Raw genomic sequence first — 18491 nt, forward strand, 5'->3', positions numbered from 1 at the left:
TTTTAGGCTATGTGATTTTTATCTTAGCATCGTTAAGTCCTAGATTCTGTATTAATTATTATCCAATTTATATGATTATTGGTTACAATAAGCGCGTTTGACTGATCAACCAAAGGTATTTTTACATGCTTGTTGAATTAACCATAGAAAACTTAGCGATTATTGAAAATTTATCACTAGAATTTGATCGAGGTCTATCTGTCATCAGTGGTGAAACTGGTGCAGGTAAATCCATTACAGTGGATGCTTTGAGCTATATTCTTGGCGGCAAAGTTGATCATGGTTTAATCAGTCATGATAAAAGCCAATGTAATTTAGTGGCACATTTTGATGTTTCTGATATTCCGAAAGCCAAAACTTGGTTGCAAGAACAACTCATCGAATCAGAAGATGGCGAATGCATCATTCGTCGCGTGATCAATAAAGAAGGTCGTTCAAAAAACTATATCAATGGTCAATCCATGCCATTGTATGCATTAAAAAGCTTAGGTGAATTACTCATTGATATTCATGGGCAACACGCACATCAATCACTTGTGAAAGATGGTCATCAACGAGAGCTACTCGATCAATATACAGAAACAGATCCTGAATTAACAGAACTACAAGGATTAGCGAGAGAAATCCGTAAACGCACGGAGCAGTTGAATCAACTCAAAAACCAAGATGATTCCATGCGCGAACGTGTTGATTTCTTAAATTTCCAACTGCAAGAATTCAAGAATGTCGCCCCGAAACAAGGCGAATGGGAAAGCATTGTGGATCAACACAATGAAGCAAGCCATGCAGAAGAATACCAAGAAGGCATCCAAAAGTGCCTCAATTACTTGAATGATGATCGCGGTGTTTTAACTCAATTGAATCGCATTGGGCAACAGCTTTCTGCCCTTGCAAAGCTCGATGAAAAATTCAAAAGCTATGCAGATATGATCAATGAAGCAGATATTCTCTGTTCTGAAGTTGCCAATGATTTAAATCGTATGGATAGTGCTGAAGTGGATGAAAAAACATTGATGCGACTAGAATCTAGAATGCGTGAACTCAATGATTTAGCAAGAAAACATCGCGTTGAACCTGAAGAGCTATTAACTAAACAACAAGACATTGAAACTGAAATTGCTTCACAATTTTTATCCGATGAAGCCATTGAAGATTTAGAAAATGAGCTCAAAGAATATCAAGATCAATGGCAGAAAGTTGCAGATAAAATTACGAAAAAACGGGAAGCTTCTATCATCCTATTGAATGAACAAATCACTAAAGCAATGCAAGGTTTATCCATGACTGGAGGTGCTTTTGATATTCGCCTGAATCCTGAAAAAGGCTTTGGTCCTAATGGGCAAGAGAATGTTGAATTTCATGTTCGCTCAAATCCTGGCATGCCATTTTATCCACTCGGTAAAGTTGCTTCTGGCGGTGAATTGGCACGTATTAGCTTAGCCATTTCCGTCATTCTCAGCATGAAGTCTTCCCTACCAACTTTAATTTTCGATGAAGTAGATACTGGTGTTGGTGGTGCTGTTGCAGAGATGATAGGTAAGCATTTACAAGAATTGAGCGATGGACGACAAGTGTTCTGTGTGACACATTTACCACAAGTGGCAAGCTTTGGGCATCATCACTTTGCCGTTGCTAAAGCTAAATCAGAAAATCATACAGAAACACAAATCAAAAAATTATCACCTGAAGAACGCGTGCAGGAAATTGCGAGAATGCTAGGTGGCGTTAAACTCACTGAAGCAACCTTCAATCATGCACGTGAAATGCTTACAGCAAGTCATTCATCATGAAAAAATTCTTAAAATGGTTCATCTATATTGTTTTATTGATCTTAATTATAGGTGGCATTGGCACAGCAATTTACTATAAAGATCGCTTGTGGCTTATTACAAAATACTTTGAACGTGGCACAGAATCACCTTCAGATTCCAAGCCACAACAAAGCATGATTTCTCTAGAAAATAGAGCTAAAGAAGCTTATGAATATGCCAAAGCTCATGATATGGACTTGGATCACGCTGTATTGATCGATTTCTCTCGCCATTCAGGCAAGAATCGCTTTTTTGTGTGGAATTTTAAAAAGAATAAGCCCGAAATTGAAAGCCTAGTTGCTCATGGTTATGGCAATACTGGCTTTGAAAGCACTAATCAAGACATTGTTTTTAGCAATCAACCAAATAGCTATGCTTCTTCTTTAGGTAAATATAAGCTTGGTGCTCGCTCTTATAGTAAATGGGGCATCAATATTCATTATAAAATGCATGGCTTAGAAGACACTAATAGTAATGCTTTTAATCGCTATATAGTCCTACATTCTTATAAATCTATTCCTGATGAAGAAACTTATCCAAGCTACTTGCCGATGGGCTTTAGCCAAGGCTGCCCTGTTGTGGATGATGAAACTATGCGAAAAATGGATAAGCTTCTACAGGCTAAGAAAAAACCTGTATTGCTTTGGATTTATTATTTGGAATAAAACTTAAAGCAACTGCACAACAATAATTGCAATGGGTGGAATTGCCATAATGATTGCTGGGAAAATCATACCTTTTTTGTATGAGCTACCGCGCTCAACTGAATATTTCCCACCTTGCTTCACAGCAGTAACAGCTAAAAAACCATACACAATCGCAGCAATTGCGCCAATGACATAATACAACCACATAACAACTCTCCTTAATAAAAAAACCATTGGCAAGCATCCACAAACCAATGGTTTTACTGTTACTTATGAGCCATCAGCTCATGAATTTATTCCCACTCAACTGTTGCTGGTGGCTTGCTCGTAATATCATAAACAATACGGTTAACATGTTTTACTTCATTCACCAAACGCACTGAGATCTTCTGCAAAATATCCCATGGAATGCGAGCAAAATCAGCTGTCATACCGTCTACAGAAGTGATCGCACGAATTGCTAATGTGTAATCGTAAGTACGAGTATCACCCATTACGCCAACACTTTTCAACCCTGTTAATACTGTGAAATACTGCCAAATATCACGATCCAAACCTGCTTTCGCAATCTCTTCACGTAGAATCAAATCACTATCACGTACGATTTCTAATTTCTCTTCTGTGATGTCACCCAAAATACGGATTGCTAAACCTGGACCTGGGAATGGTTGGCGCCATACTAAATGTGCAGGCATACCTAATTCTTCACCCAATAAACGTACTTCATCTTTAAATAAAGTATTCACAGGCTCGATTAATTTGAATTTCATATCTTCAGGCAAACCACCCACATTGTGGTGAGATTTGATTGTTTGTGCTGTTGCAGTACCAGATTCAATGATATCTGTATACAAAGTGCCTTGTGCTAAGAAATCGATATCTTTTAATTTTTCTGATTCTTCATCAAATAGATAAATGAATTCATTACCAATGATTTTACGCTTTTGCTCAGGATCAGAAACACCTGCCAATTTCGTCAAGAAACGTTCTTTTGCATCTACTTTAATGATGTTTAAGCCAAATTTACCGCTTAAATTATTCATCACTTCTTCTGCTTCATTTTTACGAAGCATACCGTGATCCACGAATACACATGTTAATTGCGAGCCAATTGCTTTTTGCAACAATACGCCCACAACGCTTGAATCCACACCGCCAGATAATGCTAGCAATACTTTTTTATCACCCACTTGCTCGCGGATTGCTTTCACTTGTTGGTCAATGAAGTTTTCCATTTTCCAATCACCAGCGCATTGGCATACATTCAATGTGAAGTTCTTCAATAAGTCGAAACCTCTTTCAGAATGTTGTACTTCTGGATGGAACTGAACGCCAAACCATTTTTTATCTTTATTTTCCATCGCAGCAATTGGGCAATCGCTACTTGTTGCGATCACTTCAAAACCTGCTGGAATTTCTGTTACTAAATCGCCGTGGCTCATCCAAACAGTGTGTTCTTCAGGCAAGCCTTGTAATAACAATACATCTTTAACTGTATGTTTCAATACTGCTTTACCATATTCACTATGATCAGCTTTAGAAACTTTACCACCTAAAGAGTGAGACATTAACTGCATACCATAGCAAATACCTAATACAGGAATACCTAAATTGAAAATTTCCATATCAATTTTGAAAGCATTGTCTGCATAAACACTATTTGGGCCACCAGATAAAATTATGCCTTTAGGTGCTAATTTTTGAATTTCTGCTGCAGTCGTTGTATGAGGAATCAATTCGGAAAAAACACCAATTTCACGAATGCGACGCGCGATCAACTGATTGTATTGGCTACCAAAATCTAAAACGACTATATTTTCCATCGTATTTCCTTATATATCTCTTCTATGTAACTGCAAAGCGGACATTATATTACAAAATGCGTATATCTTATAGATATTTTGACTAAAATCCTGCGTAATCACTAATAACATTTAATTCATATATGTTTTATTTCATCTATACATATCGAGATATAATTTTGCTATAGTGAAGATCGCTCACATCATCTTTTGGAGATTTCTATGAATCACAATAAAAACAATGGCTTTTCAACAGAAACACAACTCTCACAATTGGGTCGCGATCCTTCTAAACAGATGGGTTTTGTGAATGGTCCTGTTTATCGTGGTTCCACAGTAGTTTATCCAACATTGGATGATTTAGATCATCGCCGCTCTACTTTTACTTACGGCACAGCTGGCACACCAACCATTCGTGATTTAGAAACAGCCTGGACAACATTAACAGGTGGTGCTGGCACAGTATTATCACCATCAGGTTTAGGCTCAGTCGCATTAGCTTTATTAACCACATTAAAAGCAGGCGATCATTTATTGATGCCTGATTCAGTCTATTCACCAAGTCGTACATTCTGCGATCAATTCTTAAAGAGAATGAATGTGGAAACCACATACTATGATCCTATGATTGGTGAAAACATCCGCTCATTAATTAAAAACAATACAACAGTATTATTCTTAGAATCTCCTGGTTCTCAAACCTTCGAAGTGCAAGACATTCCTGCATTAACCAAAATTGCGAAAGAACATAACATTGCAACGATCATTGATAACACTTGGGCAACGCCATTATTCTTCGATGCACATAAACATGGCTGTGATCTCTCTATTGAAGCAGGCACAAAATATTTAGGCGGGCATTCTGACTTATTGCTTGGCATGATTTCAGCGAATGAAAAATGGTGGAAACCATTGCGGGCTACTTATGATCTGTTTGCCATGTTACCAGGCGCTGAAGATTGCTTCTTGGCACTTCGTGGCTTACGCACATTACACATTCGTTTAAAAGAAGCTGAACAACGCGCATTGGGTATTGCTAAATGGCTTCAAACCCAGCCAGAAGTTGCCAAAGTATTGCACCCTGCTCTGCCTGATTGCTCTGGCCATGAAATTTGGAAACGTGATTTCACAGGTAGCTCAGGCTTATTCTCCATTATTCTCAAACCAGAAATTGAACGCTCTAAATTAGCCAATATGTTAGATCACATGCAACTATTCTCTATGGGCTTTTCATGGGGTGGATTTGAAAGTTTAATCACACCATTTGATTGTCGAAGCTATCGTACAGCAACTGTTTGGAATCCAAATGGCTTAGCACTTCGCCTACAAATTGGCTTAGAAGGTGTAGAAGATCTGAAAGCTGATTTACGTGCAGGCTTTGATCGCTTACATCAATAAAATTTGACCTAACCTAATCTTTTATTTATATTATTCGGCAGATGGGACGACCCATCTGCTATCTTAAAGCTTTTCAACTGGGACGACCTAGATTCAACATAAGGAAAATTGTTATGTTTGCATGGGTTGCTCTTTTAGTTGCAGGTTTATTTGAAGTTGTTTGGGCTTACACAATGAAGCTCTCTAATGGTTTCACTTCTCTCTATTATTCTTCCATCACTATCGTTGCTATGATCGTCAGTTTTGGCTTATTGGCATTTGCGATGAAATCATTACCGCTCGGCACTGCTTATATGATTTGGACTGGCATTGGTGCAATCGGCGCATTTGTGGTGGGCATCATTACATTAGGTGAGCCAATGACTTTCTTAAGAATTTTGGCTGCAACACTTATTTTCAGCGGATTAATCTTAATGAAAATGGCATCTTAATTTTTATTAAGACCTATCAACTTCAAGCCTCATGCGAATATTCTAGAGAATTCCATGAGGCTTTTCTTTTTCTGAAGTAATTTGAATTAAATATTATCATCCATAAACATACAACAAAGATAATCTTGGAGCCTTATGAAGAAACTATATTTACTCACATTCAGTTTAATCCTATTTGTGCTTGCAGGCTGTTCACCAGATAACAAAAAGTCAACGATAGAATTGAGTGCCATTCAAAATCTTGCCAATTCATTTGGGCATAACATCAGCATGAAAAACTATGTGGATGCTTATCATTTAATGTAACCGCAATACAAAGGCTATCACACGGAAAAAGATTTTACTTACGACATTGATCAATGGGTTCAAACTTCAGGCATCATTTCTATGACATACGATGCCACAAATTCATCCGTGGAAAAAATGACCGATGAAGCCAATCAAGTTGGTTGGGCTTATCTGATTTTTGATGCAACTTTTAAAGATGCCGACGATGAACCTTATGAGGATCATGAAGCTTTATCCCTCAACTTCACAGTCGACAATGGCAATCTTGTGATTAATACTTTTGAATTAGGTCGCGCTGATTAAACTTAATCAAAATACAATAAAAAAGCCTCAGGAATCTGAGGCTTTTTTGTATCTATAGCATTTAAGATTATCCCACAACTGATGGTAAAACCTTAACAAATGTCGTTAGGATATAAGCGATCACAATTACAATGGCAAAGATCACTGCCAAAATTAATGACAAATTACCACCACGCGTATGTTCACCTTTTGGATAAACTTTGCGTGATTTATAAGCCAATGCAACAGGCAAAAACACGCCAATGAATGCGAAAATAATCCCTGCAAATGCGAATGCACTTAAGAAGATTTGCGGATAAGTGAAGCCCACAATAATTGGCGGTACAAATGTGATTAAACCGATCGTAATGCGATCATGACGCAAATTAAAGTGCATCAATAAATCTTTCACCGCACTTGATAAACCTAACGCAACGCCAATATAAGATGTAATCAATGCTAACAATGAGAACACACGAACCATTTCACTGATCATCGTACTGCCTGTTGTCACTTTAAATGCTTCAATCAAGCCATTTAAACTAGGATCTTTATTCAATACATCAATCAACACTGTTTGATTCAAAACACCATGCGTTGCAAACTGCCACACAACATAGATGATGAAAATGCCTGTTGCCCCCAAGATACAAGACAATTTAACTTTACGGTTATCACCTTCTAAATATTCGTTGATGGTTGGCGTACAGATATGAAAACCAAATGTCATGAAAAATACTGGCATCGCAGAAAATAGTAAGAGGTTATTTGTTGGTGTTGCTTGTAAGTTTGCGAATGAAACCTTATTCAACAATACAGCCAAAATTACCACAAAAATCAGAACTTTTAAACCAAAAGAGATTCGGTTGGCAACATCCGCAACAGAAATTCCCACTGTGATCACAGCGCCTAAACCAATGGCAAAAATCAAGGACATGATTTTTTGCACCATTTCTGGGTTTTCAAAAGTTGGCAAAATGCCCAATAAAAGATTGCCACTACCTGTCACATACGCCGTTAATACTGCATACATAAAAAATAGCAATATGAAATTCACAAATAATCGCCCTGCGGAACCAAAATATTGTTCTGCTAGGCTCGCAATTCCTGCATCATTTTTATTGTATTGATGCACTTCTGCATATAAAACGGCTGTAAACGTTAACAAAATCCACAACAATGTGAGCAATACAAACGTCAATCCAAAACCCATTTGTGCTGATGTTAATGGCATCGCCAACATCCCTGCACCAACCGCTGTACCTGCAATAATCAAGGTACTGCCTAAAACCTTATTCTTCATAAATGTAACCTTACCCAATCAATCAAAAAAACCGATTCATCCACTGGATTAAATCGGCCATTGATTTCAACATTTTGATTAAAAACAATAACGGGCAATAGCATAACTCAAATTGAACCCTATTGATTGATTTTTAACAAGCTTGATCATAAAAAAGTGGAACATTGCCCTGTTTTGCCAAGATTTCTGTATATTCCGTCACTGCTTTCGGGAATTCTAAGCCTTTCACGCAGGTTAAAGCTCTTAATAATGGGAACAGAATAATATCATCGAGTGAATATTTTTGATCTTGAACACGCGCTAAATCCACAAATTCTGCAAGTTTCTCTAACTCTGTTTCCATTGCAGCTTTATAATCGGCAGATTTTGCCAAAAGCTCTGCAAAAGATTGCCCAATGCGCTCTTCATGGCGAGTGATGTACAGATTGCGTGCACTTGCTGTTTCAAACTCTGGAAAGTTCATTTCTGCAAAACGAGGCATCACATATTCATTCACTCTGCCAAAGTTATCATCAATCCAAGTGGCAACTTTAGGATTCTGTGTTTCTGTAAAGATTGCATCACCAAAATTAGTATCAAGATATTTTACAATATCCAAACTCTCTGGCATGAATTTTCCTGCTTCATATTCTAAAATTGGCACCATCTGCTTGCCGATCATTTTTGTTGGTGTTTCTATGTCATCTTCCAAAATATAAGAGATTTCAACAGGTAATGATTTTAAACCAACTGCTAGCAAAGCTCGCACACAAAATGGACAATGGTCAAAAACAAATAAACGCATGATTTTGCTCCTAATTTTTATTCAAGGAAACAACCAAGATAACAAACTCATGTGCAGACTACAATCTTACATTTAGCCCAATCACAGTAACTTAAGTGCCTACGTTTTTATCAAATTTCACTTTATAGCAATTAAGATGCAAGAAATACTCCAAAACAACTACATTCTACCGCTCGATCTCCTGTATAGTAGTGCACGCTTTCATTGCTAAATCAGTTTAAAAATTTTTAGGAGGATTCATGAACATCATCATTTTAGGTGCTGGTGTCGTTGGGACAACGCAAGCTTATTATCTTGCCAAAAAAGGCTACAAAGTGACTGTATTCGAACGTCATGAAGGCCCTGCATTAGATACAAGCTACGGCAACGCTGGACAAATTTCCCCAGGTTATGCATCACCATGGGCAGCACCGGGCATTCCATTGAAAGCAATCAAATGGATGTTGGAAGAACATGCACCATTGGCAATTAGACCAACTGCTGATTTAAATCAGTATAAGTTTATGTGGAACATGTTTTTAAACTGTACAAGTAGCAAATACACAGTGAATAAATCACGTTTGGTTCGTTTGTCTGAATATAGCCGTGACTGTTTAGTTCAATTGAGAAAAGATACTGGCATCTATTATGAAAATAGATCATTAGGTACAACTCAAGTATTGAGAACAGCTAAGCAAATGGAAGGCATTAAAGCTGACATTGAAATCTTAGAAAAATTCAATGTACCTTATGAAGTATTGGATCAAGATGGCATTTTAAAAGTTGAGCCAGGTTTGAAAGAATCTGTTCATAAATTGGCGGGTGGCTTACGTTTACCTGGCGATGAAACTGGTGATTGCTTCTTGTTTACAAATCGCTTGGCTGAAATTGCAATGAACATGGGCGTTGAGTTCAAATACGGTCAAAACATCGAAGATATCTTAGTTGAACACAATAAAGTGACTGGTATTAAAGCTAATGGCGTTGTTCACACTGCTGACATTTTTGTGGATTGCTTGGGTACTTATACACCATTCTTATTGAAGAAAATCGGTATCAAAGCACCGATCTATCCATTGAAAGGTTACTCATTAACTGCACCAATCATTGATGAATCATCCGCGCCTACATCAACAATTTTGGATGAAACATACAAAATTGCGATCACGCGTTTTGATAATCGTATTCGTATCGGCGGTATGGCTGAGATTTCAGGTTATAACTTAACATTGAATCCTAAGCGCCGTAAGACATTAGAATTCGTAACGAATGATCTTTATCCTGGTGGCGGTGATTTACCTAAAGCTGAATTCTGGACTGGCTTACGCCCTAAAACGCCAGACAGCACACCAATCATCGGTGGCACAGATTATACAAACTTCTTCATCAATGCTGGTCACGGCACATTAGGCTGGACACAATCCTGTGGTTCAGGTGCTTACTTGTCTGACATCATCGCAGGTAATAAGCCAGAAATTGATACAGAAGGTTTAGATATTTCTCGTTATAAATAAGCTGAGTAATATTTAAAATACTAAAAAGCTCCCTTTCGGGAGCTTTTTCAGTTTTTAGGTAATTCTAATTTCATTAATAGATCAATTTGTTCATCATTGCCAACTTTAAAAATATGTTGATCGAACTTGATAAAGCCCTGCTTTTGATAAAAGCTCAACGCTTTCATATTATTTTCCCAAACGCCTAACCATATATATTGCATTGCTCGTTCAATGGCTATTTGTAGCGCCATATTATAAAGCGCTAACCCAATCTTTTTTCCTTGAAAAGCTTCTAACACATAGATCCTTTCAATTTCCATTGCTTGATTATCTTGAAGCTCAGTTTGAGATCTACCAAAATTAAGTTTTAAATAACCAACAACATTGCCACCCAATACAGCAAAATAAATCTCAGAATTTTGATCATTCAATTCAGCAGTGAGCTTCTCCATAGAAAAGCCTTCTTCCAAATATTGAGTCATATCTTCAGCTGAACATGTATCCACAAAAGTTGAATAAAACGTTTGCCTACCAATTTCTTGTAGCTGGCTAATATCATTCAACTGCACTTTATTAATGATTAACTCTTCCATGTTATTTTTCTCTTATGCTTAGAATACATAACATCATATACAGCTTAATGAATAATTACACAGTAATCTTATGGTATTGCTTCGCGTTTAATTCTGTCACTTCCACCATGATCTGAACATTCTTACCACCATTGTTGGTAAGCTCAGCTTTTACAGCGGCTAAAATTCGTTCTGCCATATCTTTTTGTACAGCATCATTTCGCCTAGGCATGATTTTTAAGCAGATAGAAATGAAAGCATCTTCTGATTTATCTAAACCCGATAAAACATAATCTGGCACATAGCAACGGCTTTTAATATCCGCTGCAACGAACTCTTTTGTATCCAATAAAGCTTGATTCACGCTTAATAGAAGTTGATCACAATCTTTAACTAAATCTTTTTCTGAACATTCAATAATTACATGTGGCATTTTATTTCCCTCAAAAAATAAAGGCCCCAATTATCGTCATAATCGGAGCCTATTAGATCGTTACATTATTATACGAAGTTCATCACTGCGATCACTGCGATCAACAATGGAATAAAGAACTTGATGTAATAAAATAAAGGAACGGCTAATTTGTTGTTCACTGTGCCATCGTTTGTGATCTCTTCTAACATTGCTGCTCTTTTCAATACAAAACCGATGAAGATACATGACAAGAAGCTTGTTAAGATGAAGAATACGTTAGCACTGATGAAGTCGAATGCATCAAAGATCGACATACCAAAGATACGAACATTGCTCCAAGGACCATCAGACAATACGCTTGGTAAGTTACCCAATAAGAAGATCACAGCCAATGTAATGAATGTTGCGAACTTACGACTTACAGGCGTTTTCTCAACCAATGTTGTGATGATTACTTCATAGATTGTGATAGATGTTGTTAAAGCTGCAAGCATCAATAATACAAAGAATGCGATACCAAACGCTGTACCAAATGGCATGCTAGAGAATACAACTGGCAATGCTTGGAATACTAATGTTGGACCTGCTGAAGGCTCCATTCCCACTGAGAACAATGCTGGGAAAATTACGAAACCTAACATTAAAGGAATGATTGTATTAATCACGCCTGTGATTAAGCTGATTCTCACCATGTTTTCTTTCTTATTTAAGTAAGAAGATAATGTGATCATTACACCGAAACCTAAGCTCAATGCAAAGAATACTTGACCTAAAGCTTGTAAGAAAATATTCGCATTGATTTTGCTAAAGTCTGGAATCAAATAGAATTTCACACCTTCCATTGCGTTATTCAACTGTAATGCGTAAATCACCATCACAATTAAGATCACCAAGAATAAAGGCATGATGCGAGAGATTAGCTTCTCAATACCTTGGATAATTCCTTTAGTCAAAATGTAGTAGTTGATCGCCACAAACAAGAAAGTATAGAAAGAAATCTTCCAAGAGTTAGTGATTGAACCTTTAAAGAACTCTTCAATTGTCTCATTTGCTAATGGCTTAGATAGATCAATTGAACCCATCAAAATATCAGCAATGTAGCCAAATACCCAGCCACCTAAAACCATATAGTAAGCCAAGATACCAAATGCACCAATGATTGCTAAAACGCCAATGCCTTTCCACCATTTAGAAATAGGATTAGGTAATTTGCCGCGACCAAAAGCATCAATCGTATTTGTATGTAAACGACGACCGATCACATGTTCTGCCATCAACATTGGCACACCCAAAATGATCATCGCTAGAATGAAGACTAAAAGATAGGCACCACCACCATTTGAACCAACTTGATAAGGGAAACGCCAAGTTGCACCAAAACCAATGGTTGCACCTGCAACAGTCGAGATGTATAGCAGCTGATTACTCCAGCTTTCTCTGTTCGACGACATGAATCCTCCAAAAAATTTGCTTTAATATTTTCACAAGGCAGTAAGAGTACTACAAAATAAAAATAAAAATAGCTTTTTTTTGATTTGCCTCAGAATAATCACAAGAAGAATTCTTATTAAGAAAATAACATATTGATATAAATATAATTAATCAATGATTTGTTTTTACATATCCACTACAATTTACAAAAAAGTTTTTTTTCCTATACTTTTTATAATTCAAAAATAGACATGAGATATTATTTTAAACACTGTTTTAGCCGTTTTATTACTCTAGCCTTTTTATAAAAAATCATTAATATGAATCTTTCATGCTCATTTATATCTCAAAGAAAACCTCACTTATGATCGCCACAGAAAACACACTCAATAATCGCCCCTCTGTCATTAAAATGTCCATCGCCATGATTCTGTTTGGCTCTGTGGGATTCTTCTCAGAGCGAAGCGGCGTACCGGCTTTGGAACTTGTGTTCATTCGTTGCGTATGTGCATCTATCTTCCTTGGCTTTTTTTGGTGGGCTTCAGGTCGATTGCGCAGTGAAAATTGGAATAAAAAAGAAGTCTTTCGAATTTTAATCTGTGGTATTTTCTTAATCCTCAACTGGATTTACTTCTTCAAAGCCATTGAAGAATCTGGCGTAACTGTTGCCATTTCCATTTATCACTTAGCACCTGTGATTGTCATGATTTTGGGCGCGTTCATATATAAAGAGAAACTCACGCTCATTCCTATGGTTGCGATTTTGGCATGCTTTATCGGAACCTTAGCCATTGCAGAGATCAATCGTACATCTTCTGTGGGTGAGTTCTTCTCACAAGGTTTGATCTTTGGTTTACTCTCTGCCCTATTTTATGCGCTCTTAACATTGACAGGCAAAGGCTTTAAATACGCAAGCTCTTATGCAATTACAACCATTCAAGTGGCTTTTGGTGCATTGTTATTAATCCCTTTCGTGAACTTCTCTGCCTTTGATAATTTAACAGGCATGAACTGGTTTTATATTTTGATCACAGGTTTTGTGCATACAGGCATTGTGTTCTATCTATTCTTTGATTCTATTCGCCATTTATCCACACAATTGATTGCGATTCTAGTTTTCTTAGATCCATTAGTTGCTATTTTGATGGATATCTTCATTACAGGCTTTGCGCCATCTATTGAGCAATGGATCGGTATTATTTTGATTTTTGGTGGTATGGCTTTAACGTTGATGCCAAAAAAGAAACAAATCTAACAGAATCAAAAAAGCCCTCATGAAACCATGAGGGCTTTAATATTTGGTTGCGGGAGCCGGATTTGAACCAACGACCTTCGGGTTATGAGCCCGACGAGCTACCAGACTGCTCCATCCCGCGTCTGTATTGAGTGATGCATTATACACAGTTTCAAATAAATTACTGCGTAAATAGTACTCATACTGGCAAGAGTCTGGTTTTAACGAATACTTATTAATCCATATTCCTAGCATAACACCAAAAACACATGCCTTTATTCATATAACTATCTTCTATAGGCTCACCACATTCGCTACAATTAGGCACTCTTATCACTAAATCTTTGCTAATATCACAATAAGTATAGATTTCTGAATCAATAAAATATGACTCAACATTACTTCGGCTAATTCTAAATTCATACATTGGCTGATTAAATACAACTTGTAATTTTTCTTTCACAATATCATTAGTTTTAGAACCGAAAATAATATAATCAATACATGATTTTGGAAGCCTTAAAAGCATATTATTATCCTTACAGAATAAAATTTTATGATTATCTTTAATAATCAGCCTACGTTCTTCTTCATACTTCCAACAATCTTGTTTAAAAAAGTAAAAAGCTTTTAAAAGATATTCATTTACAGCTCTATACCAATAACCTTTACCTCTTTCATTATGATGCTCAAAGTCCTTCTGAAATTCAGAGTCAATGCCATCTCTATAGTCAACATTATCAATCTTAAAATCACTTATTTTCTCTAATCCTCGATCTTTTAAATACTCAACCAACATCTTTTCATTGATAGCAATGACAAAACCACGTTGTTCATTACCATAATGAGCCCACATTGGTGTTATATCTGGACGATTCGAAAAGAATGTTGCTAAATATCCTTTACATTTATAAATTTCTTTCTGATATAAACCTATTAAATAATCTACATTATTAAAGTTAGCCTTAGCTAGATCAACAGCTAAAGATTGCTCATACGGATCATTATAATCTTCTAATTTAGTAAATTTTAAAGTGAAATATTCACTATCATCAAAATACTGAATAGCATCATCACTAAAATATTTATATAACATGATAATTTGATACCTATAAAAACAAAGAGCATTCAGTATAAAACAGAATGCTCTTTATATTTAATATTCAATAATCTACTTTGTGCCTGATTTCAGCACCGTTACAGTATCTTTTAGAACTGCTTTCAACTCATCCATATTGTGGTGATGTTTTGCAATCAACGACACAATGTATGAACCTGAAATTGCGCCATCAACGCCCATTGTGATCGCATCTCTCACTTGTTCTTTCGTGCTGATGCCAAAGCCTTGCACGATTGGCACATTTGTGACTGAGCGAATCAATTTTACTAAGTTAGGCAAACCTGCATCCGTTGCTTTATTTAAGCCTGTTGTACCGCTACGTGACATTAAATAAATATAACCTTCTGCGGCTTCTGCTGTTTTATGAACAGTTTCTTCACTCGCATTCGGTGGAATGATGAAAATTGACTCAATGCCATTAGCACGCGCAGCTTCTTTGAATGGTTTAAATTCACTCAATGGCACATCAACAACCAATACAGAATCCACGCCGATTTCTGCCATTTTTTTATAGAACACATCTAACGTTGGGCGATAAACCAAGTTTGCATACATCAATAAGCCAATCGGAATCTCAGGATATTTAGCGCGCACTTTTGCAATAATCTCAAAAGATTTCGCAACATTAGTGCCTGCATCAAATGCACGAATACCTGCATCTTGAATGATTGGACCATCTGCCATTGGATCAGAAAAAGGCACACCCAATTCCAATCCATCTGCACCATTTTCCACCAAAGTTTCAATGATTTCTAAAGAATCTTCAGGATTAGGATCACCAATCATCACAAATGGGATAAACGCACCTTCATTTTTAGCTTTCAATTCGCTGAATTTTTTAGCGTAACGACTCATGATTATTCTCCCTTTCCTTGTGCTTCTTGCTCTGCAAAAATTTTCGCCACTGTAAAAATGTCTTTATCGCCACGGCCTGATAAATTCACCAAAATTAACTGCTCTTTTTCAGGATTTTCACGGATGATCTTCAATGCATGCGCTAAAGCATGTGAAGATTCCAATGCAGGAATAATTCCTTCATTACGACATAAATCTTTAAATGCTGCCAATGCTTCATCATCTGTAATAGAAACATATTGTGCACGGCCAATTGCTTGTAAATGCGCATGTTGCGGGCCGACAGATGGGAAATCTAAACCTGCGGATACAGAGTGGGATTCTTCAATCTGCCCTTCTTGATCCTGCATCATTGGCGATTTCATACCAAAGAAAATTCCTGTTGTACCATGTCCTAATGGTGCACCGTGTTTACCTGTTTCAATGCCATAACCACCCGGCTCAACACCAATCAATTCAACGCCTTCTTCAGGAATGAAATCAGCAAACATACCAATCGCATTAGAACCACCGCCAATACATGCTAAAACTTTATCAGGCAAACGGCCTTCTCTTGATAGGATTTGCGCTTTTGCCTCTTCACCAATCATCTTTTGGAATTCACGCACGATTGTTGGGAATGGATGCGGGCCAGCTGCTGTACCTAATAAATAGTGTGTTGTTTGATAGTTTTCAGCCCAATCACGGAGTGCCTCTGTACATGCTGCTTTCAATGTTGCTGTACCTGAATGCACTGGAATTACTGTTGCCCCCATCATTTTCATACGGAACACATTTGGCTCTTGGCGCTCTACATCTTTTGCACCCATATAAATACGACATTTCAAACCTAATAATGCACATGCGATTGCCGTAGCGACACCATGTTGACCAGCGCCTGTTTCTGCAATGATCTCAGTTTTTCCCATGCGCTTTGCCAATAATGCTTGGCCTAATACTTGGTTAGTTTTGTGCGCACCGCCATGCAATAGATCTTCACGCTTTAGATATAACTTTGATTTTGTACCTTTGGTTAGGTTTTGACACAAAGTTAACGCTGTTGGTCGACCTGCAAAGTTTTTCAACAAATCCATAAACTCTGCTTGGAACTCTGGATCTTCTTTTGCTTCTACGAATGCTTTTTCTAATTGATCTAACGCTGGAATCAATAACTCCGGAACATATTGACCACCAAACTCCCCAAAATATGCATCTAAAATTGCCATGATTTTCCTTCCTTATTTAAACTATCTTTAAATTTCTGTTTGCTTATTAATGTCTTTTAATCTTAAACCGTTCTGTATTCACGAATGGTTTTGAAAACGTTTTGTATCTTCTGTGTGCATTTTTCACCTTTAGTGGCTTCTAAAGCAGAATTCATATCTACGCCCATCACTTTTTGATTCAATGCATCACTAATATTCTCTTCACCTACGCCACCTGCCAATAAATAACGGCGCTGTGGCAATGTTTGAATGATTGACCAATCGAAACTTTTGCCTGTGCCACCTTGCCCATAATCAAGCACGATGCAATCAATCAATTCATTCGCTAAATAATCTTGCTGTGCTTCCATTTTGCTCGCATCAATGGCTTTAAAAATCTCCACTGATTGCGGTAACTCTGCACGTAGCTCAGTAATATATGCAGAATTTTCATCACCATGCAACTGAATTGCTTTTAAAGTCAAATCCTTTGTGGTTGCGCTCACAAATTCAATCGCCGCATTTTGAAAAACACCCACAAAATTCAATGGCACATTCATCAATGCTTTCGCATCTTCTGGTGAGATATAGCGCGGTGATTTTTCTACAAAGATCAAGCCACCATAATAAGCACCTGATTCATACGCTGCTGTTGCTGCTTCTAGTGATTTCAAGCCACAGACTTTATGTGTACCAAAAATCAATTCACGCAATGCTAAATCTAAATTATCTGAACCTACTAAATGACTGCCCACCAAGAATCCATCCGCATACGGTGATAAATCCACCACATCATTATGAGATGAAATGCCTGATTCACTAATCACGATGCGATCTTCAGGAATCTTCACTGCCAATTTTTTAGTGGTTTCTAAATTCACAGTTAAAGTATGCAAATCACGGTTATTAATGCCGATTACTTTTGCATCCAATGCAATTGCTCGATCCAATTCAGCTTCATTACTGGTTTCTGTTAACACACCCATATTCAATGAATGTGCAACTTCACGAAGTGCGAGATATTTATCGTCAGATAATACTGATAACATCAATAATACTGCGCTTGCACCATGTAAACGCGCATAGTAAATTTGGTATTCATCAATAATGAAATCTTTGCACAGTAATGGTTTATCCGTTAATTCATGCGCAATTCTTAAATTTTTAAATTCACCACCAAAATATTTATTGTCGGTTAACACTGAAATTGCAGAAGCAAATGGTGAATAAGCTGTCACGATTTTTGTTAAATTAAAGTTTGGGTTAATCGTGCCTTTTGAAGGTGATTTTGGCTTACATTCCAAAATATAAGCTGGCTTTGCTGATGCTAATGATGAGTAGAAATCACGATCATTCAACGTAATATCCATTTGGAAATTACAGAAAGGTTTCTCCTGCTTCAATAAACTCACTTCAATGTATTTGTCTGCGACGATTTTTTCTAAGATAGTTGCCATGA

At 37.1% G+C, this 18491-nt stretch carries 19 protein-coding genes and 1 tRNA gene; 8 read left to right on the forward strand and 12 right to left on the reverse strand.

What is annotated here, in order from left to right; genetic code table 11:
• The first annotated feature begins 125 nt into the window (after positions 1-125).
• Both recN and BZK16_RS10230 read left to right on the forward strand, forming a co-directional pair.
• Positions 126-1790 carry a DNA repair protein RecN gene (gene recN, locus BZK16_RS10225; RefSeq protein ID WP_077928789.1) on the forward strand — a complete coding sequence of 555 codons (1665 nt, stop codon included), beginning with the start codon at positions 126-128 and terminating at the stop codon, positions 1788-1790.
• A complete protein-coding gene (locus tag BZK16_RS10230; protein WP_077928790.1) occupies positions 1787-2476 on the forward strand; it encodes a murein L,D-transpeptidase catalytic domain-containing protein in 690 nt (229 codons plus the stop codon). The genes recN and BZK16_RS10230 overlap by 4 nt, the downstream gene beginning before the upstream one ends.
• A 3-nt stretch (positions 2477-2479) precedes the next feature.
• On the opposite strand, the gene BZK16_RS10235 is transcribed toward BZK16_RS10230, so the two are convergent.
• Entirely contained in the window at positions 2480-2665 is a 186-nt protein-coding gene (locus BZK16_RS10235; RefSeq protein WP_077928791.1) for a hypothetical protein, read from the reverse strand.
• Between the two features lie 86 nt (positions 2666-2751).
• Positions 2752-4281 carry a glutamine-hydrolyzing GMP synthase gene (gene guaA / locus BZK16_RS10240; protein ID WP_077928792.1) on the reverse strand — a complete coding sequence of 510 codons (1530 nt, stop codon included), beginning with the start codon at positions 4279-4281 and terminating at the stop codon, positions 2752-2754.
• A 201-nt stretch (positions 4282-4482) separates the two neighbouring features.
• On the opposite strand from guaA, the gene metC reads away from it, so the two are divergent.
• The 4 genes from metC (at position 4483) to BZK16_RS10255 (ending at position 6680) form a co-directional block, all read left to right on the forward strand.
• Positions 4483-5658, forward strand: a complete 1176-nt coding sequence (metC, locus tag BZK16_RS10245; protein WP_077928793.1) for a cystathionine beta-lyase — start codon at positions 4483-4485, stop codon at positions 5656-5658.
• A gap of 113 nt (positions 5659-5771) precedes the next feature.
• Complete coding sequence (locus BZK16_RS10250; protein WP_077928794.1) at positions 5772-6089, forward strand: DMT family transporter; 318 nt, start codon at positions 5772-5774, stop codon at positions 6087-6089.
• 135 nt (positions 6090-6224) lie between these two features.
• A complete protein-coding gene (locus tag BZK16_RS14290) occupies positions 6225-6395 on the forward strand; it encodes a hypothetical protein (RefSeq protein WP_158076845.1) in 171 nt (56 codons plus the stop codon).
• An 81-nt stretch (positions 6396-6476) separates the two neighbouring features.
• The gene (locus tag BZK16_RS10255; RefSeq protein ID WP_077928795.1) at positions 6477-6680 is read left to right on the forward strand and encodes a hypothetical protein; all 204 of its coding nucleotides are present in this window, start codon (positions 6477-6479) and stop codon (positions 6678-6680) included.
• Positions 6681-6747: 67 nt separating this feature from the next.
• Here BZK16_RS10255 and BZK16_RS10260 read toward each other — a convergent pair whose 3' ends face one another.
• On the reverse strand, positions 6748-7962 hold the full coding sequence (locus tag BZK16_RS10260) for an amino acid permease (protein WP_077928796.1): 1215 nt from the start codon (positions 7960-7962) through the stop codon (positions 6748-6750).
• Positions 7963-8095: 133 nt separating this feature from the next.
• On the reverse strand, positions 8096-8746 hold the full coding sequence (gene grxB / locus BZK16_RS10265) for a glutaredoxin 2 (protein ID WP_077928797.1): 651 nt from the start codon (positions 8744-8746) through the stop codon (positions 8096-8098).
• A gap of 239 nt (positions 8747-8985) precedes the next feature.
• Here grxB and BZK16_RS10270 point away from each other — a divergent pair, with 239 nt between their 5' ends.
• Positions 8986-10239 carry a D-amino acid dehydrogenase gene (locus BZK16_RS10270; RefSeq protein ID WP_077928798.1) on the forward strand — a complete coding sequence of 418 codons (1254 nt, stop codon included), beginning with the start codon at positions 8986-8988 and terminating at the stop codon, positions 10237-10239.
• A gap of 47 nt (positions 10240-10286) precedes the next feature.
• Here the strand turns inward: BZK16_RS10270 and BZK16_RS10275 are convergent, their stop codons facing one another.
• The 3 genes from BZK16_RS10275 to BZK16_RS10285 form a co-directional block, all read right to left on the reverse strand.
• Positions 10287-10814, reverse strand: coding sequence for a GNAT family N-acetyltransferase (locus BZK16_RS10275; protein WP_077928799.1), 528 nt, complete (start codon positions 10812-10814; stop codon positions 10287-10289).
• 55 nt (positions 10815-10869) lie between these two features.
• Positions 10870-11226, reverse strand: a complete 357-nt coding sequence (locus tag BZK16_RS10280; protein ID WP_077928800.1) for a 5-carboxymethyl-2-hydroxymuconate Delta-isomerase — start codon at positions 11224-11226, stop codon at positions 10870-10872.
• A gap of 68 nt (positions 11227-11294) precedes the next feature.
• Positions 11295-12659 (reverse strand): sodium-dependent transporter, encoded by a 1365-nt coding sequence (locus BZK16_RS10285; protein ID WP_077928801.1) that lies wholly within the window; start codon positions 12657-12659, stop codon positions 11295-11297.
• 347 nt (positions 12660-13006) lie between these two features.
• On the opposite strand from BZK16_RS10285, the gene BZK16_RS10290 reads away from it, so the two are divergent.
• Positions 13007-13894, forward strand: a complete 888-nt coding sequence (locus BZK16_RS10290) for a DMT family transporter (protein WP_408645573.1) — start codon at positions 13007-13009, stop codon at positions 13892-13894.
• 44 nt (positions 13895-13938) lie between these two features.
• Here BZK16_RS10290 and BZK16_RS10295 read toward each other — a convergent pair.
• From BZK16_RS10295 to trpCF, 5 genes are all read right to left on the reverse strand, one after another.
• Positions 13939-14015, reverse strand: a tRNA-Met gene (locus BZK16_RS10295).
• A 93-nt stretch (positions 14016-14108) separates the two neighbouring features.
• A complete protein-coding gene (locus tag BZK16_RS10300) occupies positions 14109-14969 on the reverse strand; it encodes a DUF2971 domain-containing protein (RefSeq protein WP_077928802.1) in 861 nt (286 codons plus the stop codon).
• Positions 14970-15044: 75 nt separating this feature from the next.
• The gene (gene trpA, locus BZK16_RS10305) at positions 15045-15848 is read right to left on the reverse strand and encodes a tryptophan synthase subunit alpha (protein WP_077928803.1); all 804 of its coding nucleotides are present in this window, start codon (positions 15846-15848) and stop codon (positions 15045-15047) included.
• A 2-nt stretch (positions 15849-15850) separates the two neighbouring features.
• Positions 15851-17053 carry a tryptophan synthase subunit beta gene (gene trpB, locus BZK16_RS10310; protein WP_077928804.1) on the reverse strand — a complete coding sequence of 401 codons (1203 nt, stop codon included), beginning with the start codon at positions 17051-17053 and terminating at the stop codon, positions 15851-15853.
• Positions 17054-17115: 62 nt separating this feature from the next.
• Positions 17116-18489, reverse strand: a complete 1374-nt coding sequence (gene trpCF / locus BZK16_RS10315) for a bifunctional indole-3-glycerol-phosphate synthase TrpC/phosphoribosylanthranilate isomerase TrpF (RefSeq protein ID WP_077928805.1) — start codon at positions 18487-18489, stop codon at positions 17116-17118.
• Between the last annotated feature and the right edge of the window lie 2 nt (positions 18490-18491).

This window comes from Wohlfahrtiimonas populi, assembly GCF_002006795.1.
GTDB lineage: Bacteria > Pseudomonadota > Gammaproteobacteria > Cardiobacteriales > Wohlfahrtiimonadaceae > Wohlfahrtiimonas > Wohlfahrtiimonas populi.